The 19,825-nt window shown below is 73.3% G+C and carries 15 protein-coding genes; 11 read left to right on the top strand and 4 right to left on the bottom strand.

Features of this window, described 5'->3' with window-relative positions; genetic code table 11:
* Positions 1-149: 149 nt before the first annotated feature.
* The gene (locus tag AB0K07_RS26370) at positions 150-2,369 is read left to right on the top strand and encodes a hypothetical protein (protein ID WP_363758727.1); all 2,220 of its coding nucleotides are present in this window, start codon (positions 150-152) and stop codon (positions 2,367-2,369) included.
* A 197-nt stretch (positions 2,370-2,566) separates the two neighbouring features.
* Here AB0K07_RS26370 and AB0K07_RS26375 read toward each other — a convergent pair whose 3' ends face one another.
* Together AB0K07_RS26375 and AB0K07_RS26380 are read right to left on the bottom strand one after the other, a co-directional pair.
* Positions 2,567-3,265, bottom strand: coding sequence for a hypothetical protein (locus AB0K07_RS26375; protein ID WP_363758730.1), 699 nt, complete (start codon positions 3,263-3,265; stop codon positions 2,567-2,569).
* Between the two features lie 187 nt (positions 3,266-3,452).
* Positions 3,453-5,678, bottom strand: coding sequence for a family 43 glycosylhydrolase (locus AB0K07_RS26380; protein WP_363758733.1), 2,226 nt, complete (start codon positions 5,676-5,678; stop codon positions 3,453-3,455).
* Positions 5,679-5,843: 165 nt separating this feature from the next.
* Between AB0K07_RS26380 and AB0K07_RS26385 the strand changes: the two genes are divergently transcribed.
* The 4 genes from AB0K07_RS26385 to AB0K07_RS26400 all read left to right on the top strand — a co-directional run bounded on the left by AB0K07_RS26385 (position 5,844) and on the right by AB0K07_RS26400 (position 10,257).
* Positions 5,844-6,587: a winged helix-turn-helix domain-containing protein gene (locus AB0K07_RS26385; protein WP_363758736.1), complete on the top strand. Its 744-nt coding sequence runs from the start codon at positions 5,844-5,846 to the stop codon at positions 6,585-6,587.
* A 150-nt stretch (positions 6,588-6,737) separates the two neighbouring features.
* The gene (locus AB0K07_RS26390) at positions 6,738-7,535 is read left to right on the top strand and encodes an isocitrate lyase/phosphoenolpyruvate mutase family protein (RefSeq protein ID WP_363758739.1); all 798 of its coding nucleotides are present in this window, start codon (positions 6,738-6,740) and stop codon (positions 7,533-7,535) included.
* 147 nt (positions 7,536-7,682) lie between these two features.
* Complete coding sequence (locus AB0K07_RS26395; RefSeq protein WP_363758742.1) at positions 7,683-8,651, top strand: DUF5715 family protein; 969 nt, start codon at positions 7,683-7,685, stop codon at positions 8,649-8,651.
* 4 nt (positions 8,652-8,655) lie between these two features.
* Complete coding sequence (locus AB0K07_RS26400; RefSeq protein WP_363758745.1) at positions 8,656-10,257, top strand: asparagine synthase-related protein; 1,602 nt, start codon at positions 8,656-8,658, stop codon at positions 10,255-10,257.
* A gap of 62 nt (positions 10,258-10,319) precedes the next feature.
* Here the strand turns inward: AB0K07_RS26400 and AB0K07_RS26405 are convergent, their stop codons facing one another.
* A complete protein-coding gene (locus AB0K07_RS26405; protein WP_363758748.1) occupies positions 10,320-11,015 on the bottom strand; it encodes an ArsB/NhaD family transporter in 696 nt (231 codons plus the stop codon).
* A gap of 48 nt (positions 11,016-11,063) precedes the next feature.
* On the opposite strand from AB0K07_RS26405, the gene AB0K07_RS26410 reads away from it, so the two are divergent.
* On the top strand, positions 11,064-12,074 hold the full coding sequence (locus tag AB0K07_RS26410) for a linear amide C-N hydrolase (protein ID WP_363758751.1): 1,011 nt from the start codon (positions 11,064-11,066) through the stop codon (positions 12,072-12,074).
* Between the two features lie 76 nt (positions 12,075-12,150).
* Here the strand turns inward: AB0K07_RS26410 and AB0K07_RS26415 are convergent, their stop codons facing one another.
* Entirely contained in the window at positions 12,151-13,596 is a 1,446-nt protein-coding gene (locus AB0K07_RS26415; RefSeq protein WP_363758754.1) for a hypothetical protein, read from the bottom strand.
* 138 nt (positions 13,597-13,734) lie between these two features.
* On the opposite strand from AB0K07_RS26415, the gene AB0K07_RS26420 reads away from it, so the two are divergent.
* From AB0K07_RS26420 to AB0K07_RS26440, 5 genes are all read left to right on the top strand, one after another.
* Positions 13,735-14,436, top strand: a complete 702-nt coding sequence (locus tag AB0K07_RS26420; RefSeq protein WP_363758757.1) for a DUF305 domain-containing protein — start codon at positions 13,735-13,737, stop codon at positions 14,434-14,436.
* An 89-nt stretch (positions 14,437-14,525) separates the two neighbouring features.
* Complete coding sequence (locus AB0K07_RS26425; RefSeq protein WP_363758760.1) at positions 14,526-15,746, top strand: histidine kinase; 1,221 nt, start codon at positions 14,526-14,528, stop codon at positions 15,744-15,746.
* Complete coding sequence (locus AB0K07_RS26430; RefSeq protein ID WP_363758763.1) at positions 15,743-16,408, top strand: response regulator transcription factor; 666 nt, start codon at positions 15,743-15,745, stop codon at positions 16,406-16,408. Before AB0K07_RS26425 ends, AB0K07_RS26430 begins: the two co-directional genes overlap by 4 nt.
* 146 nt (positions 16,409-16,554) lie before the next feature.
* Complete coding sequence (locus AB0K07_RS26435) at positions 16,555-17,337, top strand: ABC transporter ATP-binding protein (RefSeq protein WP_363758766.1); 783 nt, start codon at positions 16,555-16,557, stop codon at positions 17,335-17,337.
* A gap of 5 nt (positions 17,338-17,342) precedes the next feature.
* Positions 17,343-19,817: an ABC transporter permease gene (locus tag AB0K07_RS26440; protein WP_363758769.1), complete on the top strand. Its 2,475-nt coding sequence runs from the start codon at positions 17,343-17,345 to the stop codon at positions 19,815-19,817.
* The last annotated feature ends 8 nt before the right edge of the window (positions 19,818-19,825 follow it).

Here is a 19,825-nt window from a genome sequence, read left to right on the forward strand (position 1 = left end):
TGAATCCTTTGCTTCGAGCTTTTCTGGGAAGGCGTGGCGTTGCCCTCCTGGCATCACTGGCGCTTGTCGTCGCGATACCGTTCCCGTCGGCGCCGGGTGCCAGCGCCGACGCCGCCGGCAAGGGCGGTGACTACGTACCGATCGACAGCGTGACCCTGCTCGACACCCGCTCGGGTACGGGCGGAACCACCGGGCTCCGCGGTGCCAAGTCGGTCACGACGTTCACCGCCGTCGGCATCGGCGCCATCCCGGCCACCGGTGTCAGCGCGGTGATGGTGGACGTGACGGCGATCAGCCCGACCGCCAACACGTTCCTGTCCGTCTACCCGGACCAGACGACGCGGGGCGCCTCGGCCATGAACGCGTCGATCGGTGAGGTCATCACCAACTCGGCGACGATCAAGCCCGGCGCGAACGGCAAGATCGCCGTGTACAACGCGGCCGGCAACGTGCACATCAAGGTGGACGTGGCGGGCTACTTCACGACCGCCACCGGCAGCACCGGCTCCGGTTTCGTGCCGGTGAACCACACCCGGGTGGTCGACAGCCGCTCCGGGTTGGGGATCACCTCGGGCACCCTGCCGGGTGGGGTGCTGCGCACCGCCAACATCGGGGGTGGCGGCCTGGTGCCCAGCACCGCGACGGCGGTCATGCTCGACGTGTTGGTGATCGACGCGACCAGCAACGGCTGGGTGACCGTCGGGTCGAGCACGCTCGCGAAGACCGCCGTCGACTACGTCAAGGGCGTCACCTCGATGGGGATGACCGTCAAGCTGAACGCCGACGGCAGCCGCAACGTGACGCTGGAGAATCGCGGCCCGGCCGTGCACGTCGCCATCACGGTCCAGGGTTACTGGACCGGCAGCCCGACCACCGGCGCCGGCCTCCGGCCGGTTCCGGCGACCACGCTGTACGACAGTCGGGTCCCCACCGGTGCCCCGCCGATCCCGGCGAACGGCAGCATCGACGTCGCCGTCGGTGGCACCAACGGCCTGCCGACCCGCGGCATCGCTGCCGCCGTCCTCAACGTCACCGCCGTCAGCCCCACGGTCGCCGGATTTTTCACCGTCACGCCGCTGGACGGCACCCCGGTCACCGCCTCGGTGACCAACTTCCCCGCCGCGCACATCGCCCGGTCCAGCCTCGTGGTGACCAAGGTGGGTACCGAGGGAAAGGTGCGGATCAAGAACAACAGCAGCGGTACGGTGCACCTGCTGGTCGACCTGCAGGGCTGGTTCGCCGACCCGCAGTCGTTCCTGCCCATCCAGTCCTTCTCGCGGTCGACGGCGTTGCAGGGCGAGCCGGCCGACGGTAGCTCGCTCGGAGTCATCGTCTACGCCCACACCGACAACACCGGCCAGGTGCGGGTCGTCCACCAGCAGAGCCCCGACGACTTCAACAGCTTCCAGCACGTGCCGTTGTTCGGCCTGGAGGCGTTCGCCGGGGAACCCACCCTCAACGTGCTGAGCGGCAGCAAGCAGATGCAGATCAGTGCGCTGCACACCACCGGCGGCGTGTCGACTGCCGCCCAGACGGCGGCCAACCTGCCCACCTGGAGCACCACCGGCAACCTTGGTGGCTCCATGACCGGCTCGCCGGTCGCGGTCACCCTCGCCAGCGGCATCAGCGTGATCTTCGCGGTGGATGCCGACGGCCGTCTCTGGCACTACCGCCAGTCCGGAGCTGGCGCGTCGTGGAAGAGCCTGGGCCTCGCCGGCATCGCCGGTGGACTGACGGCGGTCAAGCTCGACGACCTCACCGGCGTCCGGCTTGTGGCCACCAGCACCACCGGCACGGTCAAGACCGCCGTCTACTCCACCGACGGCGCCCTGACCGCGTGGACCGACCTGGGCGGGAACGTGACCGGGGCGCCGGCGACCTTCGTCGGCCAAGGCTGGCGTACCGGGGTGGTGGCCCGCGCGGCCGACGGCTCCCTGGTCATGAAGCGGCAGAACCTGGACTCGTCCTGGCCGTCGGTGTGGGCGACGGTGGGCACGTTCACCGCTGTCGGTTCGCCGGCCGCGATCCTCGACCCGGCGCTGGGCCGGATCGTCGTTGTCGCCCGTGCCGCCGACAACGAGATGTACCGGGTGTACGAGACCGAGCAGGGCTCGGGCACCTGGGGTGAGTGGCTGCGCCTGTACGTCAACCCGAGCGACCCGACCGCCGCCACAGCCGCCACCGACCCGACGATCGCGCCGATCCAGAACACCGGCGGGCCCGGCTTCGTGGTGGTCTACCGCAACCGGAACAACTCCACCATCGCCCTCGACCGACAGTTCGCCACTCCCGCAGGAGCGGCAGCGGCGAAGGTTGCCCCGTCAGCGGTCAGTTTCAAAGCCCACATCCTGCCGGCCCCGCCGGCCTGATCCTCGGCCCCACCGGCCCGGGGGCCTCCGTCCACACGACGGAGGCCCCCGGTCTCTGTTTCCCGACTACATCAGCGGTAGAAGCGCAGGTAGTCGAACTCGGCGGTGACCGGCGGCTCGGCGCCGCCGTGTGCGACCAGTCCGATCCGCGGGGTGGTGCCGGCCGGCGGTCGGGTCCGTCTGGTGGGTCAGGGGCCTCAGTTGCTGCCCCCACCACCATCGCCGCCCCCGCCATCGCCGCCGCCGTACAACTCGCCGCCGCCCGCACCGCCGCCGCCCGCACCGCCGGCGTAGCCGTGGCGGCCGTCGTTGAAGGGCAGATCGCCGCGAATGCCGGGTGGCTTGGGCCGCTTGCCCGGCCCTCCGAGGTGTTGCAGGCAGACCCGGTTGGAAACCGGGAAGCATTCGCCACGCCCTCCGCAGTCGGCCAGGTAGCGGTTGCCGTCCTGGACGCGGAGCTCCTGGTCCACCCGGAACAGCAGGGGAAGACCGGTTGGGCCACAACCCTCGTCCCGGCGGCCGTAGCTCAAGGTGGCCAGCAGCAGAGGGGTGCGACTGGTGGTGACCGAGTCAGCGCTCGTCGCGGACCTCGCCTGGTGGTGCAGAAGACTCCCGAACGCGGCGTCGCAGAAGGCGGCGTAATCCCGCGCCTGCAAGGTCATTTCCTGCCACAGATTGTCCACGATCACCGACGGCATCGTGAGCTTCGCACTGGAATGGCGGACGACGAGCCGGAACCACTGTCGGGTCGCGGTTTCGACCAGGCGGATGTCGTCGTCGCTGAGATGGGGATACTGATCGCGTAGACGCTGACGCCCGCTGGCAGGAAACTGCAGGTCGTCAACGGCGCGAAGCCGGGGAGGGGTGCGGTCGTTTCTGAGCCTCGTCCAGATCATGCGGCTACTTCTATCCGCCCGCAGTGCGAGCGCTAGGGCCCCGACTCGCCACAATGGCGTCGCGGCCCCTTCAGAGTACGTCCGCAGGCAAGCACGGCACTCAACCGAAGAGGTGCATCGGCCCTGATGTGAGAAGCTTCGCCGGAACGGAGTGCCCCCTGGACAATCCTGGGGGCACTCCGTCAGCTCAGCGATAGAAGCGCAGGTAGTCGAACGCGGCGGTGACCGGCGGCTCGGCGCCGCCGTGTGCGACCAACCCGATCCGCGGGGTGGTGTCGGCCGGGAAGGTCCACACCGCACCCCACGTCCAGCTCCGCCCGTCCCGGCTGGAGCCGGCCCGGAACTCGTGCTCCCCGGTGGCCGGGTCGACGTGGTGCGCCAGCCGCAGCCAGGTTGTGGTGGCCGGGGTGCCGACGATGCTGCCGCCGTACACCGGCTGGCCGGCGAAGGGCAGCTCGTAGCCGTACTCCACCTGCCGGGTGTTCCAGATCGCCACCTGAGCCAGCCGGGCGAACCGGTCGTCGTCCACGTAGGCGACCAGTCCGGCCTGCTGGTAGTTGCGGACCGTCTCCTCGCCCAGGTCCAGCGTCACCTTCGTCTCCACCACGTAGTCGCCGCCCGGTGCGTCGCGCAGCAGCACGCCCGCCGTGTTGCCCGTGCCGGTCAGGTCGGCGGCCTGCACCGGCCAGCGCAGCGCGCCGCCGGCGACCGTCGCCGCCAGGTCCTCGCGGACCCACCGCCAGTCGCCGTCCAGCCCGTCGCCGAACTCGTCGGAGTACGCCCGCAGCGGGGCACCGACCCGGGGCTCGGGCGCCGCCCGCTTCGCCGGCTGGTACAGCGGGGCCACGCTCACGTTGTCGAACACGGCCGGACCGCCGGTGGCGACCAGGCCCGGCCGGCCGGCGACCGGGCGTTCCAGCCGCAGCGACACCACGGCGAGCTGGTCACCGAGGCGGGCGGGGCTCAGCTCGGCGACGAGCTGCCGGCCGCGTACCTCGATGGCCAGGTTGTGCCGGTCGGCCAGGTTGAGCCCGGCGGGCAGCGGGGCGGTGGCGCGGCGGTCGCCGTCGCGGGCCACCAGCCGGCCGCCGGCCGCGTCCACCCGGACCTCGACCCGGTCGGCGAGGGTGATCCCGGCGGTGGTCGCGCCGGCCAGCCGCAGGTCGGCCTCCGCCCGCACGTCCCCGCCGACGGTGGTACGGCTGGTCAGCGCGCCGCTGCCGGTGAGCTGGCCGTCGGCGACCCGCCACTCGCCGGCGGTACGTCGCCAGCCGGCCAGGCCGGCGGTGTCGAACCGGTCGTCGACCCGTCCGGTGGTCACCGGAGCGGGCCGGGTGCCGTCGGACGGGCCGGCGCCGGCGTTAACGGTCGGCCAGCCGTCGATCCAGTCGAGCCGGTCCAGCAGCATCGGGCGCTCGTTGATGCCGAACGGCTCGTCCAGGTACGGGTCGGCGCGGTCGATGGCGTGGTAGACGATCCAGTCCTGCCCGGACAGGTCGGTGAGGAAACCGTTGTGCCCGGTGCCGATCCACCGGTTGCCGTTCTGGGTGAGCACCGGCGTGCCGCCGGCCCGGGACGCGGTCAGCGCGATGCCGTCGCGGTCGGTGAACGGGCCGCGCGGGCTGCGTGCGCGTCCGACCTGGACGGAGTAGCCGGTGGCCGGGCCGGCGCAGCAGTTCGCGGTGGAGGCGAACAGGTAGTACCAGCCGTCGTGGCGCAGCACGTAGCTGCCCTCGAACTTGTTGTCGACGGCCACCAGGGTCGGCGTGCCGACCGCGGTCAGCCCGTCCGGGCTGAGCTCGGTGACCGAGATGCCGCCGTAGTAGCTGCCGTAGTAGAGGTAGCTGCGGCCGTCGACGTCGGTGAACTGGCTGGGGTCGATGGTCCACAGGTAGCCGCCGCCACCGCCGGGACGCGGGGCGACAACCGGCTGTGCGGCGAAGGTCCACGGCCCGGCCGGGGTGGGGGCGGTGGCCGCGCCGATGGCGTAGTCGCTGCCCTCGGCGGAGACCGTGGTGTCGGTGACCGTCACGTACATGACCCACCGGTCGCCGACGCGGCGCACGTCCGGCGCCCAGAACCCCGCCCCGGCCGCCGCGTACGGCGGGCGCTGGTCGGGGCCGAACGCGTCGCCCACGTACGTCCAGTCGACCAGGTCGGTCGAGCGGGCGGTGGGCACCCGGTGGAACTCGTGCTCGCCCTCCTGCAGCGGGTCGGTGGTGCCGTAGGCGTACCAGAATCCGTCGTCGCCGCGGACGATGACCGGGTCGGCGAAGGTGTCGCCGACGGCGGTGGAGATTGGATTGCGGTATCGGGACGGGCCGTCGGAGCCGGCGGCGGGAGCGGGCGCGGTCGCGGTCAGGATCAGACCGAGCGCGGCGGCGAGCGCGCCGCCGCGGCGGAGATGTCGCATGTGGACCTGCCTCGGGGAGTTGGCGGTGCATCGACAGGGGCGGTGTGTGCATCCGTTTCTACAACGATGGATACAACGTTGTAAAGAGTCGGGCCATCGGCAACGGGCCCGGTTGGCGGATACTCCGCCGATTGGTGCTGCGCTGGCTGGGGCGATGATGGGGCCATGAGCGTTGGCACCGAAGGCCGGGGGATGGCCGAGCTTGCCGCCCTGCTGGCCGACGGCACCCGGGCCGGCATCTGCCTCGCGCTGCTCGACGGCCGCGCCTGGACGGCAGGGGAGCTGGCCCGGCGGGCCGGAGTGGCGCCGTCGACCGCGAGCGACCACCTCAGCCGGCTGGTCCGGGGTGGGCTGCTGGTCGAGGAGCGGCAGGGCCGGCACCGCTACGTGCGCCTGGCCGGGCCGTCGGTGGCCCAGCTGATCGAGAGCCTGGCCGGGTACGCCCCGGCCCCACCCGCGCCGACCGGTTCGCTGCGGGCGTCCACCGCGGGAGCCGCGATGGCGTACGCCCGGACCTGCTACGACCACCTCGCCGGGCGGCTGGGTGTGCTGGTGTACGACGCGCTGCTGGCCGACGGGCGGCTGGACCGGGCCAGCGGGCTGACCCTGACGCCCGACGGGTGGGCGTGGGCGGCCGGGCTCGGCGTACCCGTTGACGCGCTGCGCGCCGCGCGGCGCCCGGTGGTGCGCGACTGCCTGGACTGGACCGAGCGCCGACCGCACCTGGCCGGGGCACTCGGCGCGGCGCTCCGCCGGCGCTTCCTCGAGTTGGGCTGGACGACCCAGGGCGCCGGTCGCGCGGTCCGCCTCACCCCGGGCGGCCGAGCCGCCCTGGCCGCGACCCTGGCCATCCCCGAGGACACCCTCAGCCCCACGCCCCCTCCGCGCCCCGCCAGCGGTCGCGCCTGACCCTCGGCGCTCGCGCGTCAGACGGCCGGGCGGCGTGGTGCGGTGGAACGGTTCGGTGCGGGGCGAACGGTCCGGGCCCTACGGTCAGGCGGTGACCGACGACGGTCGAGACCGGCTGCGCGGTCCGACGATCCTGGAGGTGACCGTCCGATGACCGACCGCCGTGCGGCGTTCCGCGCCCTGCACCACGCCGGCCGCCCCCTGCTGCTGCCGAACGCCTGGGACCACGCCTCGGCGGCGGCGCTCGCCCGGCGCGGCCATCCGGCGATCGGCACCACCAGTCTCGGGGTCGCCGCGGCCGCCGGCCGCCCCGACGGCCTGGCGGCCACCGGCGCGGAGACCCTGGCCCTGACCCGCCGGCTGGCCCGGCTGCCGGTGCTGCTCACGGTCGACGTGGAGGCCGGGTTCTCCGACGATCCGGGGGCGGTCGCCGGGTACGTGGCCGAGCTGGCCGGGCTCGGCGCGGTCGGGATCAACCTGGAGGACGGGCGCTCAGACGGCACCCTGGCCGATCCCGGGTGCACCGCCGACAAGATCGCGGCGGTGAAGGCGGCGGTGCCGGACCTGTTCGTCAACGCCCGCACCGACGCGTGGTGGCTCGGGGTGGCCGACCCGCTGCCGCAGGCCCTCGCCCGTGCCCGTGCCTACCGGGCCGCCGGCGCCGACGGGATCTTCGTGCCCGGCACCGTCGACCCGGCGACGCTGCGGGTGCTCACCGAGCGTCTCGACGCGCCGCTGAACGTGCTGTACCAGCCGGGCGGGCCGGGGCTGGACGAGCTCGGGCGGGCCGGGGTCGCCCGGGTCAGCACCGGCTCCCTGCTGTTCCGGGCCGCGCTGGGCGCCGCGGTCGCCGCCGCCGACGCCGTGCGCGCCGGCGGGCTCACCGTGCCGGCGGGACTGCCGTCGTACGCCGAGGTGCAGCACCTGGTGCCGGCGGGCCGCGACTGACGGTGCCGGCCGGCGCTCGACGGTGGATGGGTCGTCGCGCTCCCTTCGGGGGCAGATAGGAGGATTGTTCGGTCCGCTCCGGTCCCGATGATTACGGTGTGTTTAGGGCGAACCACCCACGGTCGTGACCGGAGAAAGGGACCCGTCATGCGAGTGCCCAGCCGTAGTCCGGGGCAGCAACCCGGTCCGCCCGCGTCGCCCACCGCCCCGGCTCGCCGCCGGCCCTCCGGCACCACCCCTCGCCGTCTTCCCTCCACCGCGCCGGACCTCGCCGCCTACCGGGCGGCCGTCGCCGACCTGCTGGTCGAGGTGGGCGCCCTCGCCGACGCGACCAGCACCCGGGCCCGTCAGGTGCTCATCGACGAGCGGCTGCGCGAACCGGCGCTCGCCGCGGTGCTCGACGCCACCCCGCAGGGGCTGATCGGCGCGCGCGAGACGTTGTTGCTGGAGATGGCGCGCTACCAGCCCAACGAGCGCACCTCGGCGCGTGACCTCACCGCGCTGGTGCGGATCTACCTGCTCTCCCGGATCGACGTGCTCTGGTGGCAGGACGCCCCCACCTTCGTCACCGACGACCAGGTCAACGGCAGTGCCGAGCTGGTCGACCTGGAGTGGCTGCGTCGCCGCGACCTGCTGCGTTTCCGCTACCAGGAGCAACCCGCCACCATGCTCGGCCGGGCCGCGCGGGGGCTGCGTCGCCGGCTGCGGCCGGACGCCACCCCGCGCACCGCCGGGCTGCTGTTCCGGCGCGCCCGGCGGGAGGTGGTGGCTCTGCTGAACGACGTCGGACGCGAGTTCGCCGCGGCCGCGCCGCCGGTCACCCCGCCACTCTGGGTGACCAGTCTGGTCCGCAGTACGGAGCACCAGTACCGGCTGCGACGCCTGGGCTACGCGGCCATGCTGCCCAGCGGGCACTGCCTCGGCTACTCGATGGACGTCGAGCTGGCCTGGTACGAGCGCTTCGGCGCGCGGGACACGCTGGCGCAGCTGCTGCTGGCCCGACAGGAGGCCGGCGAGCTCAACGTCATCGACGAGGGACAGGCCTGGCATCTCTGTCTCGCGCCCAGCGCGCGTCGCCGGCTGCGCCGCGCGTACGAAGCCGAGATGGGGGTCTGAGCCGGTGTGCGGCATCGCGTTGAGCATCGGCCCCGAGGCCGACCCGGCGACCTTCCGGCGGATGCTCAGCGTCCTCGCCCCCCGTGGCGAGGTCACCGAGACCCGCTTGGAGAGCGGGTTGCTGGCCGGCACCCGCCGACTGCGGGTGGTGGACCGGGACCGGGCCGTGCAGCCGTGGACCTCGGTCGACGAGCACTGGCTGCTCTGCTTCAACGGTGAGATCTTCAACCACCGGGAGCTGCGCGCGCAGCTGACCCGGCTCGGGCACCTGTTCCGCACCGAGAGCGACACCGAGGTGCTGCTCGCCGCGTTCGAGCAGTGGGGCGAGGCGGCGGTGACCCGGCTGCGCGGCGAGTACGCCTTCGCGGTCGTCGAACGCGGCACCGGGCGGGCGTACCTGGCCCGTGACCCGCTCGGGGTGAAGCCGCTGTACTGGTCCCGGCAGCCCGGCTGCCTGCACCTCGCCTCGGAGGTCAAGGCGCTGGTCGGGCACGGCGCCCCGATCGCCGAGGTGCCGCCCGGGCACCACGGCTGGGTGGCACCGGACGGCCACGTGCGGCTGCGACCGTACGTCGACCTGCTCACCCTCGGCGACGGACTGCCGGTCATCAACGACCCGGACGAGGCCGCCCTGCTCGTCCGCGCCGCGCTGACCGACGCGATCCGGATGCGGGTGGACACCGACCTCACCGTCGGGGTGGTGCTCTCCGGCGGGCTGGACAGCTCGTTGACGCTGCGGCAGGTGCGGGACATCCACCCGGACTGTGTGGCGGTGACGATCGGCGTGCCGGACAGCCCGGACGTGGCGTGCGCGCGGCGGCTCGCCGCCGACCTCGGCGTGCCGCACGAGGTGATCGAGCTGCGCCCGCGTGACATCCGGCTGGCCGACGTGCGCGAGGCGATCCGGATTTCCGAGCTCACCGAGTACGGCGACATCATCAACGCGGTGGTCTCGGTGCCGATCTTCCGGCGGCTGCGTGCCCTGGGCGTCAAGGTGGTGCTCACCGGCGACGGGTCCGACGAGCTGTTCGGTGGGTACCCGATGTACCACCGGGTCGACCCCGTCACGTCCCGTCGGCTGTTCCTGCACAAGATCCGCAACCTCTGCCGGACCGAGTTGCAGCGGGTCGACCGGGCCGCCATGGGGCACGGCGTCGAGGCGCGGGTGCCGTTCCTCGACCTGAGCGTGGTGGAGCTGGCGATGCGCCTGCCGCTGGGGCTGAAGCTGCGCGATGGGCAGGAGAAGTGGATCGTCCGGCGTGCGTTCGACGACGTGCTGCCCGACTACATCCAGCGCCGGCCGAAGAACCCGATGTCCTACTCCACCGGGCTGCACGAGCGGGTCCGGTTGTACAAGCCGCTCTTCGCCCGGATGCACCGCTCGTTCGGCTACGACCTGCTGGAGCCGGTCCGGCGGGACTTCGACACCGTGCTGAGCCGGTGCGGCAACGACCTGGACCGGGCCATCGCCGACGGGCTGACCCGGCCCGACTACACGGTGCTGGAGCACGCACGCGACCTCGTCGGTGCGGCGAAGTGGAACGCCGCGCCGATGGTCCGCCGGCTGGTCGGCCCCCGGCCGTCGCGCCGGTCGACGGTCGGCTGACCGGTTGCCGCCGCGCCGGTCGCGGTGGCGCCGTCGGCCGAGCGGCAACGCGTGACCGGCGCTCAGCTCACCAGCAGCAGCGCGCCGACGGTGGCGAGCGTGCCGGTGACCGCGAGCACGGTGCTGGTCACCACGAACCGGGTCACCCGCACCGCCACCCCGGCCGCCCGGCACCGCTCGAACCACAGCAGCGTGGCCAGCGACGCCCAGGGGGCTGCCAACGGCCCGATGTTGGTGCCGATCAGCAGCGCCAGCAGGCGCGTCCCGTCGCCGTCGGGTAGCGCCGACTCGCCGGCCAGGTAGGCCGGCAGGTTGTTCACGGCGTTGGCCAGCAGCGCGCCGGTGCCGCCGGCGCGGACCGCGCCGAGCGCTCCGCCGTCGGTGCCGAGCAGGCCGGCGACCAGGTCGTCCAGCCCGTACCGCCCGAGCGTCTGCACCACCAGGAACAACCCGGTGACGAAGAGCAGGAGCCGCAGAGGCACCAGCCCCGGGCGCAGCGTGGCGGGGGAGCGGACGACGAACCCGAGCAGCACCAGCGCGGTCGCCACGGTGGAGGCGAGGCCGATCTCCACGCCGGCGAGGATGCCGGCGACGAAGAGCAGGCAGCCGGCGAGCGCGGTACGGTGCAGCACCGGGTCGGCCGGTACGTGGCGGGGCGGTGCTGCGAAGCGTCCGCCGGCTGGTCGCTCCCGCCGCCACCAGGCGTACCAGAGCAGCGCCATGGTGACCACCAGCGCGGCGACCTGCGGCAGCGCCATCCGGGCGTGGTGGACAACCGTCGATCGGTCCCATAGCGTCCAACGGATATGCGCAGGACCCTGCCGGCCGTCTCGACGGCCCTGCTGCTCGCCCTCACCGCCTGCTCCACGCCGAAGTCAGGAGGGCCCCTGCTCACCGGGCCACCGCCAGCGGCCGCGGGTACGCCGACCGCCTCCCGGCAGGACGCCGCACAGGCCGAGCAGACCATGGCCAGCCTGCGTCGGTTGGACGACCTGCCGCTGTACGAGATGACCTACGTCGGGGCGTACGACGCGACGGTCGGCACCGACGCGGCCCCGCCGAGCCCGTTCGGCTGCTCGCTGTTCGTCGCCGCCGGCGACCCGACCCGGCCGTTGTTCGCCCGCAACTTCGACTGGGACGCCAACCCGGCGCTGGTGCTGCGGACCGATCCACCGGACGGTTACGCGGCCGTCTCGCTGGTCGACATCTCCTACCTCGGTGTCGGCGCGGATCCGGCCGGGGACCGGCGGCTGCTCAACGCGCCGCTGCTGCCCTTCGACGGGATGAACGAGCGGGGCCTCGCCGTGGGGCTGGCCGCGGACGACGCGGCGACCGTCCGCCCCGACCCGGGCAAGCCCACCGTCGGCTCGGTACGGATCCTGCGGCTGGTGCTGGACCGGGCCGCCACGGTCGACGAGGCGATCGCCGTCTTCACCCGGCACAACCTCGACTTCGACGGCGGGCCGGCGCTGCACTACCTGCTGGCCGACGCGACCGGCGCGTCGGCGGTGATCGAGTTCGTCGACGGTGCGCTGCGGGTGGAGCGGGGCACCGGCGGCTGGCAGGCGCTGACCAACGTGCCGGTGGCCGGGGTTCCCGAAGAGCGTCGCCGCGAGGACCGCCGGTACGGGCAGATCGCCGCCGCGCTGACCGAGGCCGGCGGCGTGCTGGACGCCACGGCCGCGCACCGGGTGCTCGCCGCCGTCCGTCAGGGGCACACCCGCTGGTCGGTGACGTACGGACTGCGCAGCGGCGAGGTCCGTCTGGTCACCGCGGCCGGCGGCGGCGAGCGGCGCTATCAGGTGCCGATGAGCTGATTCCCCGCCTGCCCCTGACATGGCCGGGCCCGGCCCTCCGAGATCGGGGGACCGGGCCCGGCGTGGTGCTCGGTGCCTACCAGCCCAGGTAGCTGGGCTGGCTCTGCACGTTGAGCTCCTTGTACTTGACGAACTTGGCCGTCCAGGTGCGCCAGTCGTTCAGCTCCAGGACGTCCAGGCCCTTCACCATGTCGTTGGAGTAGATGTGTCCGTTGTAGTAGTACGCGGACCAGGTGCCACCGCCGACGAACTGGTCGGCCGACAGCGGCCCGCGCTCCCAGAAGGCGATCTCCTTCGGGTTGGCCGAGTCGGTGAAGTCCCAGACCGAGATGCCGCCCTGGTACCACGCCTGGACCATGATGTCCCGCCCGAGCACCGGGATCAGCGAGCCGTTGTGCGCCACGCAGTTCTCGGTGTCCGCGTTGGTGCGCGGGATCTTGTAGTAGCTGCGGAAGTTCATCGTCCGGGCGTCGCCGCGACCGGTGATGTCGTAGATGGCGTCCGCGCCCCGGTTCGGCCCGATGGCCTCGTTGCAGGTCGCCGCGCCGCCGCCACCCAGCTCGTCGGTGAAGATCACCTTGGTGCCGGCGTTGTTGAATGTGGCCGAGTGCCAGAACGCGAAGTTGACCGTGTCCCGCACGCGGTTGATCACCCGGGGCGCCTCCCGGTCGCGGATGTCGAGCAGGAGGCCGTCACCCATGCACGCGCCGGCGGCCAGGTCCTTGGCCGGGTAGACGGTGATGTCGTGGCAACCGCTGGTCGCCGTCTTCTCCCGCGGGATGCCCGGGTAGCCGCCGTCCGGGAAGAGGTTCGGCATGGCGACCACGGCCGCCTCGGTCGGCTTCTTCAGCGGCACCCTGACGATGGAGATGGAGTCGTGCGGCGGCGGGCACCCGACGTAGGTCTCCGAGGGCCCGTACGAGGAGACGTACAGGTAGACAGACTTCTTATCCTTGGCGGGCACCAGGGTGTGGGTGTGCGAGCCGCAGGCCGTCTGCACCGACTTGAGGTAGCGCGGGTTGGCCTTGTCCTTGATGTCGAAGACCTTGATGCCCTCCCACTTCGTGTCCGCCGGCAGCACCCCCGTGCTGGCGCAGGAGTCGTCGCTACGCGGCGAGTCCGTGGAGAGGAACAACAGGTCACCATGGACGGAGACGTCATTCTGCGACCCCGGGCAGAGCACCCGGGACACGACCGTCGGCGCGCTGGGCCGCGAGATGTCGTAGATGACGAAGCCGTTGTAGTTGCCGGCGAACGCGTACCTGCCCTGGAACGCGATGTCGCTGTTGGTCGCGTCCACGGGCGCGACCTTGGGCACGTTGGCGATCTGGCGCAGGTTGGGGCTGCTCACGATCTCGTCGACACCGGGAATGGTGTTCGCGGCGGCGGCGGCCGGAGCCGACTGCGTCGCGACCTGAGCGCTGCTTGCCGGAGCGACGAGGACGCTGGCGACGAGCAGCCCGGTCGCGGCGAGGCCAACGATCCGCAGTTGTCGTAACCGTGGCATGTGGAGTCTGATCATCGGCGAGGCCCTTCGCAAGGGGGAGACGATGGTCGACACCTTACCGCCGGAAGAAGAGCATCGATGTGAGCTGGGTCACATCGAATCGTTCTCCTCAATGGATAACATCGCGATGACCTCGACCCCAGGGAGTGGCCCATGACCAGCCGGCGCGCACGGACCCTGGCCGTCGTCACACTGGCGCTCGTGTCGACGCTGGTGGCGTTCGTTCTGATCCGCGCGGGCGGAGACACCGCGACGGGCACCGCCCAGCCGGTCTCCGCGCCCGCCACCTCGACACCGGCGGCCAGCCCTGTTCCCACCGACCTGACCGTCATCGTGCCCGGCCGCCCGGGCGAGTCCGCCGCCACCCGTCCGGCCCACGAGGTCCGCGACGCGGGCCCGGCCCCGCACAACTCGTTGGACGTCATGTTCGTTCGGATGATGATCCCGCACCACGCGCAGGCCCTGGAGATGGCGCAGCTCGCCCCCGACCGGGCCGCCGACCCGGACATCCGCGCTTTCGCCGACCGGATCCGGGCCAGTCAGGGGCCGGAGATGGGGATGATGCGCGGCTGGCTGCAGACCCGTGGCCTCGCGGCCGAGGTCCAGGGGCACGACCACGGCACCATGCGGGGCATGCAGTCGCCGGAGGCGATGCGGCAGCTGGCCGCCGCCCGCGGCGCCGACTTCGACCGGCTCTTCGTCCGGATGATGACCGAGCACCACCAGGGCGCCATCGCGTTGGCCACCGACCTGCTCACGGTCGGCTCCGACCTGACGCTCAGTGAGTTCGCCAACTCGGTCGCCACCGAGCAGGCCGTCGAGATCGACCGCATGCGCGAGGTCCTCGCCAACTGAGCCGGTCCGCCCCGGCCCGCCGGGCCCCGGGGGACGGGGCGGCTCGACCGGGACGGCGGACGGCATCCGACACCCGGCACGTACGCTGGGTGACCGTGAGACGCACGATGTTCGGTCGCCCGCTTCGCGGCGTCGCCTTCGACGTGGCCGTCTCCGGCCTGGTGGTCCTCTTCGGCCTGGCCGGCGCGGCGAACCAGCCGGGCGGCTGGGCCGCCACCCTGGTCGGCGCCGGGATGGCCGTGGCCCTGCTGTTCCGCCGCTCGCATCCGGCCGCGGTGACCGTGGTGGTCGCGGTGCTCGCCCTGGTCCAGGTGGCCGCCCAGTGGGGGCCGCTTCCGTACGACGTCGCCGTCCTGATCGCGCTCTACAGCGTGGTGAAGTACGGCGAGCGGCTGCGCGATGGCGTACTCGCCGGTGGCGTCGCCGCCGTGGGCGTGGTGCTCGCCGCCGTGCAGACCCGGGGCGTCATCAGCTGGTGGGTGAGCGCGCTGTGGTACGCGCTGGTCACCGGCGCGGTCTGGCTGGTCGCGCTGAACGTGCGGACCCGCCGCCTCTACGTGCTCACCCTGGAGGAGCGGGCCACCACGCTGGAACGCGAGCGGGAGGCCGAGTCCCGGGCGGCGGTCGCCGAGGAGCGCACCCGGATCGCCCGCGAGCTGCACGACGTGGTGGCGCACAGCATGGCGGTGATGATCGTCCAGGCGGACGGCGCGCGGTTCATGCTGGACCGCGACCCCGAGCAGGCCCGCACGGCCGTCAAGGTCGTCGCCGACACCGGCCGGCAGGCGCTGGAGGAGATGCGCCGGCTCGTCGGCGTCCTGCGCGACGCCGGCCCGACCGGCCCGCTCGGGCCGGACGGTCCCGTGGTGGCCGCCGACCCGGAACACCGCCGGCTCGCGCTGGCCGAGCTGCCCGACCTGCTGGCCCGGTTCGGCGACGCCGGGCTGCGCATTCGGCACACCGTCGACGGCGAGCCACCGGCACTCCCGCCCGGGCTGGAGCTGACCATCTACCGCGTGGTGCAGGAGGCGCTGACCAACGCGCTCAAGCACGCCGGCGTCGGCGCCGAGGTCGAGCTGACCCTGACGTACACCGCGGACGCCGTCGTGGTCCGGGTGGTCGACGACGGTCGCGGCCGGCCGGTGGTCAGCCCGGCGCCGTCCGGCGGTCACGGTCTGCTCGGCATGCGCGAGCGCGTGACGGTGTACGACGGCAGCCTCACCGCCGGCGCCCGGCTGGCCGGGGGCTGGCAGCTCGAGGCCCGGCTACCGCTACCGTCGGAGCCCGCAACGGAGGTGATCGCGGCATGACGGTCCGGGTGGTGATCGTGGACGACCAGGCGCTGGTGCGCGCCGGGTTCCGGATGGTGCTGGACTCCCAGCCGGACCTGGAGGTGGTCGGGGAGGCCATCGACGGCGCGGACGCGCTGCGGGTGCTCGCCCGCACCGAGGCCGACGTGGTGGTGATGGACATCCGGATGCCGACCATGGACGGGGTGGAGGCGACCCGGCGGCTCTGCGCGGACCGGCCCGCCGGCCCTCCGCGCGTGCTGGTGCTGACCACGTTCGACACCGAGGCGGACGCGTTCGCCGCGTTGCAGGCCGGGGCGAGCGGCTTCCTGCTCAAGAACGTCCCGCCGGAGGAGCTGCTGGCCGCGATCCGGGTGGTCGCCGCAGGTGATTCGGTGGTCGCGCCGTCGATCACCCGGCGGCTGCTGGACCGGTTCGCCGGCCAGCTCGGCGTCGGCCCGACCGCGGACCCCCGGCTGGCGCAGCTCACCGAGCGGGAGCGGGAGGTGCTGCTACTGGTCGCGCAGGGGCTGTCCAACGCGGAGATCGCCGCCCGGGTGCACGTGGCCGAGGCGACCGTGAAGACCCACGTCGGGCGGATCCTCGCCAAGCTCCAGCTGCGCGACCGGGTCCAGGCGGTGGTGCTGGCGTACGAGAGCGGGCTGGTCACACCCGGCGGATGACCCGGCGTACGACCTGGGTCGTACCGCGCGGCGGGCGCACCGCGACCCGGGACGCACCCAGGTCGAGCGCGCAGGTGGAGATCGACCGACCCGCGCCGGCCATAGCGTCGGAGGGGTCCGATCCGCACCCTGACCGGGGAGCCCACATGTCCCTCGCACCTCCCGCCCACGCCGGCAACGGCGTTGCGGTCACCGCCCGTGGCCTGGAAAAACGGTACGGACGTGGTCCCGCCGCGGTCGTCGCGCTCGACGGGGTCGACCTGGACGTCGCCGCCGGGCGGTTCACGGCCATCATGGGTCCGTCCGGCTCCGGCAAGTCGACGCTGATGCACTGCCTGGCCGGCTTGGACCGGCCGAGCGCCGGCTCGGTCGCGATCGGTGCGGCCGACCTCGGCCGGCTCGACGACCGGCGGCTCACCCTGCTGCGCCGCGACCGGGTCGGTTTCGTCTTCCAGAAGTTCAACCTGCTGCCGGCCCTGACCGCCGAGGAGAACATCGTGCTGCCGCTGGCCATCGCCGGCCGGCGACCCGATCCGGCCTGGCTGCGTCAGGTCGTGGCGGCGGTGGGGCTGGCCGACCGGCTGCGGCACCGACCCGCGGAGCTCTCCGGTGGCCAGCAGCAGCGGGTCGCGGTGGCCCGCGCCCTGATCACCAAGCCGTGGGTGATCTTCGCGGACGAACCGACCGGGAACCTGGACTCCCGCTCCGGCGCGGAGGTGCTGCGGCTGCTGCGGGAGGCCGTCGACACCCTGTGCCAGACCGTGATCATGGTGACCCACGACCCGGTGGCCGCCGGGCACGCCGACCGGGCGGTCTTCCTGGCCGACGGCCGGCTGGTCGGCGACCTCGCCGCACCCACCGCCGAACAGGTGCTCGACACCCTGGCCAACCTCGACCCGGCCCGACCCGTGCTGGTCCGGGGGCGGTGACCGGGATGATCCGTCTGACCCTGCGCTCACTGCGCGCCGAAGCGCTGCGCATGCTGCTCTCCGCGCTGGCCGTCGTGCTCGGTGTCGCGTTCATCGCCGGAACCCTGATCCTCGTCGACGGGATGCGTGCCGGCGCGTACGACCGGGCCGGCACCTTCGACCGGCACACCGACCTGGGCGTCTACGCCACCGGGGACGAGCCGCTGCCCGCCAGCCTGATCGACCGGGTCCGGGCGGTCGACGGGGTGGCAGCCGCCGCCGGTGAGTTGACGAACACCGGCGGGATCGTCGGCACCGACGGCCGGCCGGTACTCGGCTTCACCGTGCTCGCCGCCATCCCCACCGAGGACGCCCTGCGCTCGTACGACGTGGTCGCCGGCCGGTTGCCCGACCGTGCCGGGGAGGTGGTGCTCGACGCGCCGACGGTCGCCGAGGAGGGCTTCACCCTCGGCAGCCCGGTCCGGATCGGCGGCACCGGCGGCGCTGCCCGCCCGTACACCCTGGTCGGCACCGTCGACGTGGCCGGCACCGCACGCGACATCGGTGGTCCGTTCATCGGCCTGGTCGGGCCGGACGCGCTCGCGGTCACCGGCGAGCGCGGGTACGGCCGGATCATGGTGGCCACGGAGCCGGGAGTCTCCGCCACGGCGGTGGCCGGCCGGGTGCGCGCCGTCGCGGGCGCCGACAGCAGTGTCAAGGGCCGACAGCAGATCCTCGACGAGGCCGTCGACGACGCGGTCCGCGACCTGGACCAGTTCACCATGCTGCTGCTGATCTTCGTGGGCGTCGCCGTGGTGGTGGCCGGCTTCGTCATCGCCAACACCTTCGCGATCGTGCTGGCCCAGCGCACCCGGCGGACCGCGCTGCTCCGGCTGGTCGGCGCCACCCGGGGTCAGGTCTTCCGATCCGCCCTGCTGGAGTCGGCGGTGGTCGGGGTGGTGGCCTCCGCCCTCGGTGTGCTGTTCGGGGTGGCCCTGGCCGCCGGGATGCGCCTGCTGTTGTCCCGGCTGGACGCGCCCGTCACCGGCGGGTTGACCGTGGCCGCTTCGACCGTGCTGACCAGCCTGCTGCTGGGCACCGTGCTCACCGTCGGCGCCGCGCTGCTGCCGGCCTGGCGGGGCACCCGGGTCGCCCCGGTCGCCGCGCTCACCGACGCCGCGGTACAGCCCAGCCGGGGCGCCGGACGACTCCGGCTGGCGTTCGGCGCGGTGGTGCTGGCCGGCGGCGTCGCCGCGTTGGCCGGCGCCGCCAGCGCCGGTCAGGTGCTGCTGGTGGCTGTCGGCGGGGTGCTGGCGTTCTTCGGGATCGTGCTGTTCGGGCCGGTGCTCGTGCCCGCGCTGGTCCGGGTCCTCGGCTGGCCGACCCGCCGTCTGGCCGGGGCGACCGCCGGGCTGGCGGTGGCCAACGCGGTCCGCAACCCGCGCAGGGTCGCCGCGACCGCCACCGCCCTGGTGATCGGGATCGGACTGGTGTCGGCGTTCGTGGTCGGCGCGCACAGCACCAAGGACGGCATCGAGCGCAGCGTGGACGCGCAGATCGGGACCGACTTCGTGGTCACCGGCATCGGCCAGGACCTGCCCGCCCCGCTCGCCGGGGAGTTGGCGGCCCGCCCCGAGCTGGCCGTCGTGCACGAGCAGCGCAGCGCGGTCACCGCCGGCGTCGAGGTCCGCGCCGCCCACCCGGCGCTGGTCGGCCGGACGCTGACCGACGTGCTCGCGGGTGACGTCGGCCGACTCGGGCCGGGGCAGGTGCTGGCGCACCGGGAGTTGGCGCAGGAGCGCGGCTGGCAGGTCGGCTCCCCGGTCACCGTCCGGGGGCGGCCCTTCCGGGTGGCCGCGGTCGTCGCCGACGACACGCCCACCAGCGACGCGCCCGCGGGTCACGTCATCGACATGGCCGACGCGGACTTCAGCGCCCTCTTCCCCGATCAGCGGGGCTACCTGGCCGAGATCGACCCCGCCGCCGGGGTGGGCGCCGAGCGGGCCCGGGACGCGATCGAGACGGTGCTCGGCCGCTACCCGACGGTGAACCTGATGGATCAGGGCGCGTACAAGAAGATGCTCACCGGCACGGTGGACATGCTGCTGGCCCTCGTCACCGCGCTGCTCGGCCTGGCCGTGGTGATCGCCCTGGTCGGGGTGGCGAACACGCTCAGTCTCTCCGTGGTGGAGCGCACCCGGGAGAACGCGGTGCTGCGGGCGGTCGGACTCACCCGGGGCCGGATGCGGGCCATGCTCGCCGTGGAGGCCGTGCTGATGGCGCTGGTCGGCGCGGTGCTCGGGGTCGGGTTGGGCACCGGGGTCAGCGCCGCCGCGATGGCCCTGCTGGCCCGCCTCGACGACGAGTTCCACCTGGTGCTTCCGCTCGGTCAGCTCGGGCTGATCCTCGGCGTCGCGGTGCTGGCGGCCCTGGTCGCCTCGGTGCTGCCGGCCCGCCGGGCGCTGTCCCGGCCGGTCGTCGAGGCGCTCGGCGATCAGTGACCCGGACG

The organism is Micromonospora sp. NPDC049301 (assembly GCF_040678715.1).
Lineage (GTDB): Bacteria > Actinomycetota > Actinomycetes > Mycobacteriales > Micromonosporaceae > Micromonospora.

Coding starts and splice junctions, on each gene's coding strand:
- AB0K07_RS26375 (WP_363758730.1), bottom strand. CDS start 3,265: ATGATCTGGACGAGGCTCAGAAACGACCGCACCCCTCCCCGGCTTCGC.
- AB0K07_RS26380 (WP_363758733.1), bottom strand. CDS start 5,678: ATGCGACATCTCCGCCGCGGCGGCGCGCTCGCCGCCGCGCTCGGTCTG.
- AB0K07_RS26385 (WP_363758736.1), top strand. CDS start 5,844: ATGAGCGTTGGCACCGAAGGCCGGGGGATGGCCGAGCTTGCCGCCCTG.
- AB0K07_RS26390 (WP_363758739.1), top strand. CDS start 6,738: ATGACCGACCGCCGTGCGGCGTTCCGCGCCCTGCACCACGCCGGCCGC.
- AB0K07_RS26395 (WP_363758742.1), top strand. CDS start 7,683: ATGCGAGTGCCCAGCCGTAGTCCGGGGCAGCAACCCGGTCCGCCCGCG.
- AB0K07_RS26405 (WP_363758748.1), bottom strand. CDS start 11,015: ATGGCGCTGCCGCAGGTCGCCGCGCTGGTGGTCACCATGGCGCTGCTC.
- AB0K07_RS26410 (WP_363758751.1), top strand. CDS start 11,064: ATGCGCAGGACCCTGCCGGCCGTCTCGACGGCCCTGCTGCTCGCCCTC.
- AB0K07_RS26415 (WP_363758754.1), bottom strand. CDS start 13,596: ATGATCAGACTCCACATGCCACGGTTACGACAACTGCGGATCGTTGGC.
- AB0K07_RS26420 (WP_363758757.1), top strand. CDS start 13,735: ATGACCAGCCGGCGCGCACGGACCCTGGCCGTCGTCACACTGGCGCTC.
- AB0K07_RS26430 (WP_363758763.1), top strand. CDS start 15,743: ATGACGGTCCGGGTGGTGATCGTGGACGACCAGGCGCTGGTGCGCGCC.
- AB0K07_RS26435 (WP_363758766.1), top strand. CDS start 16,555: ATGTCCCTCGCACCTCCCGCCCACGCCGGCAACGGCGTTGCGGTCACC.
- AB0K07_RS26440 (WP_363758769.1), top strand. CDS start 17,343: ATGATCCGTCTGACCCTGCGCTCACTGCGCGCCGAAGCGCTGCGCATG.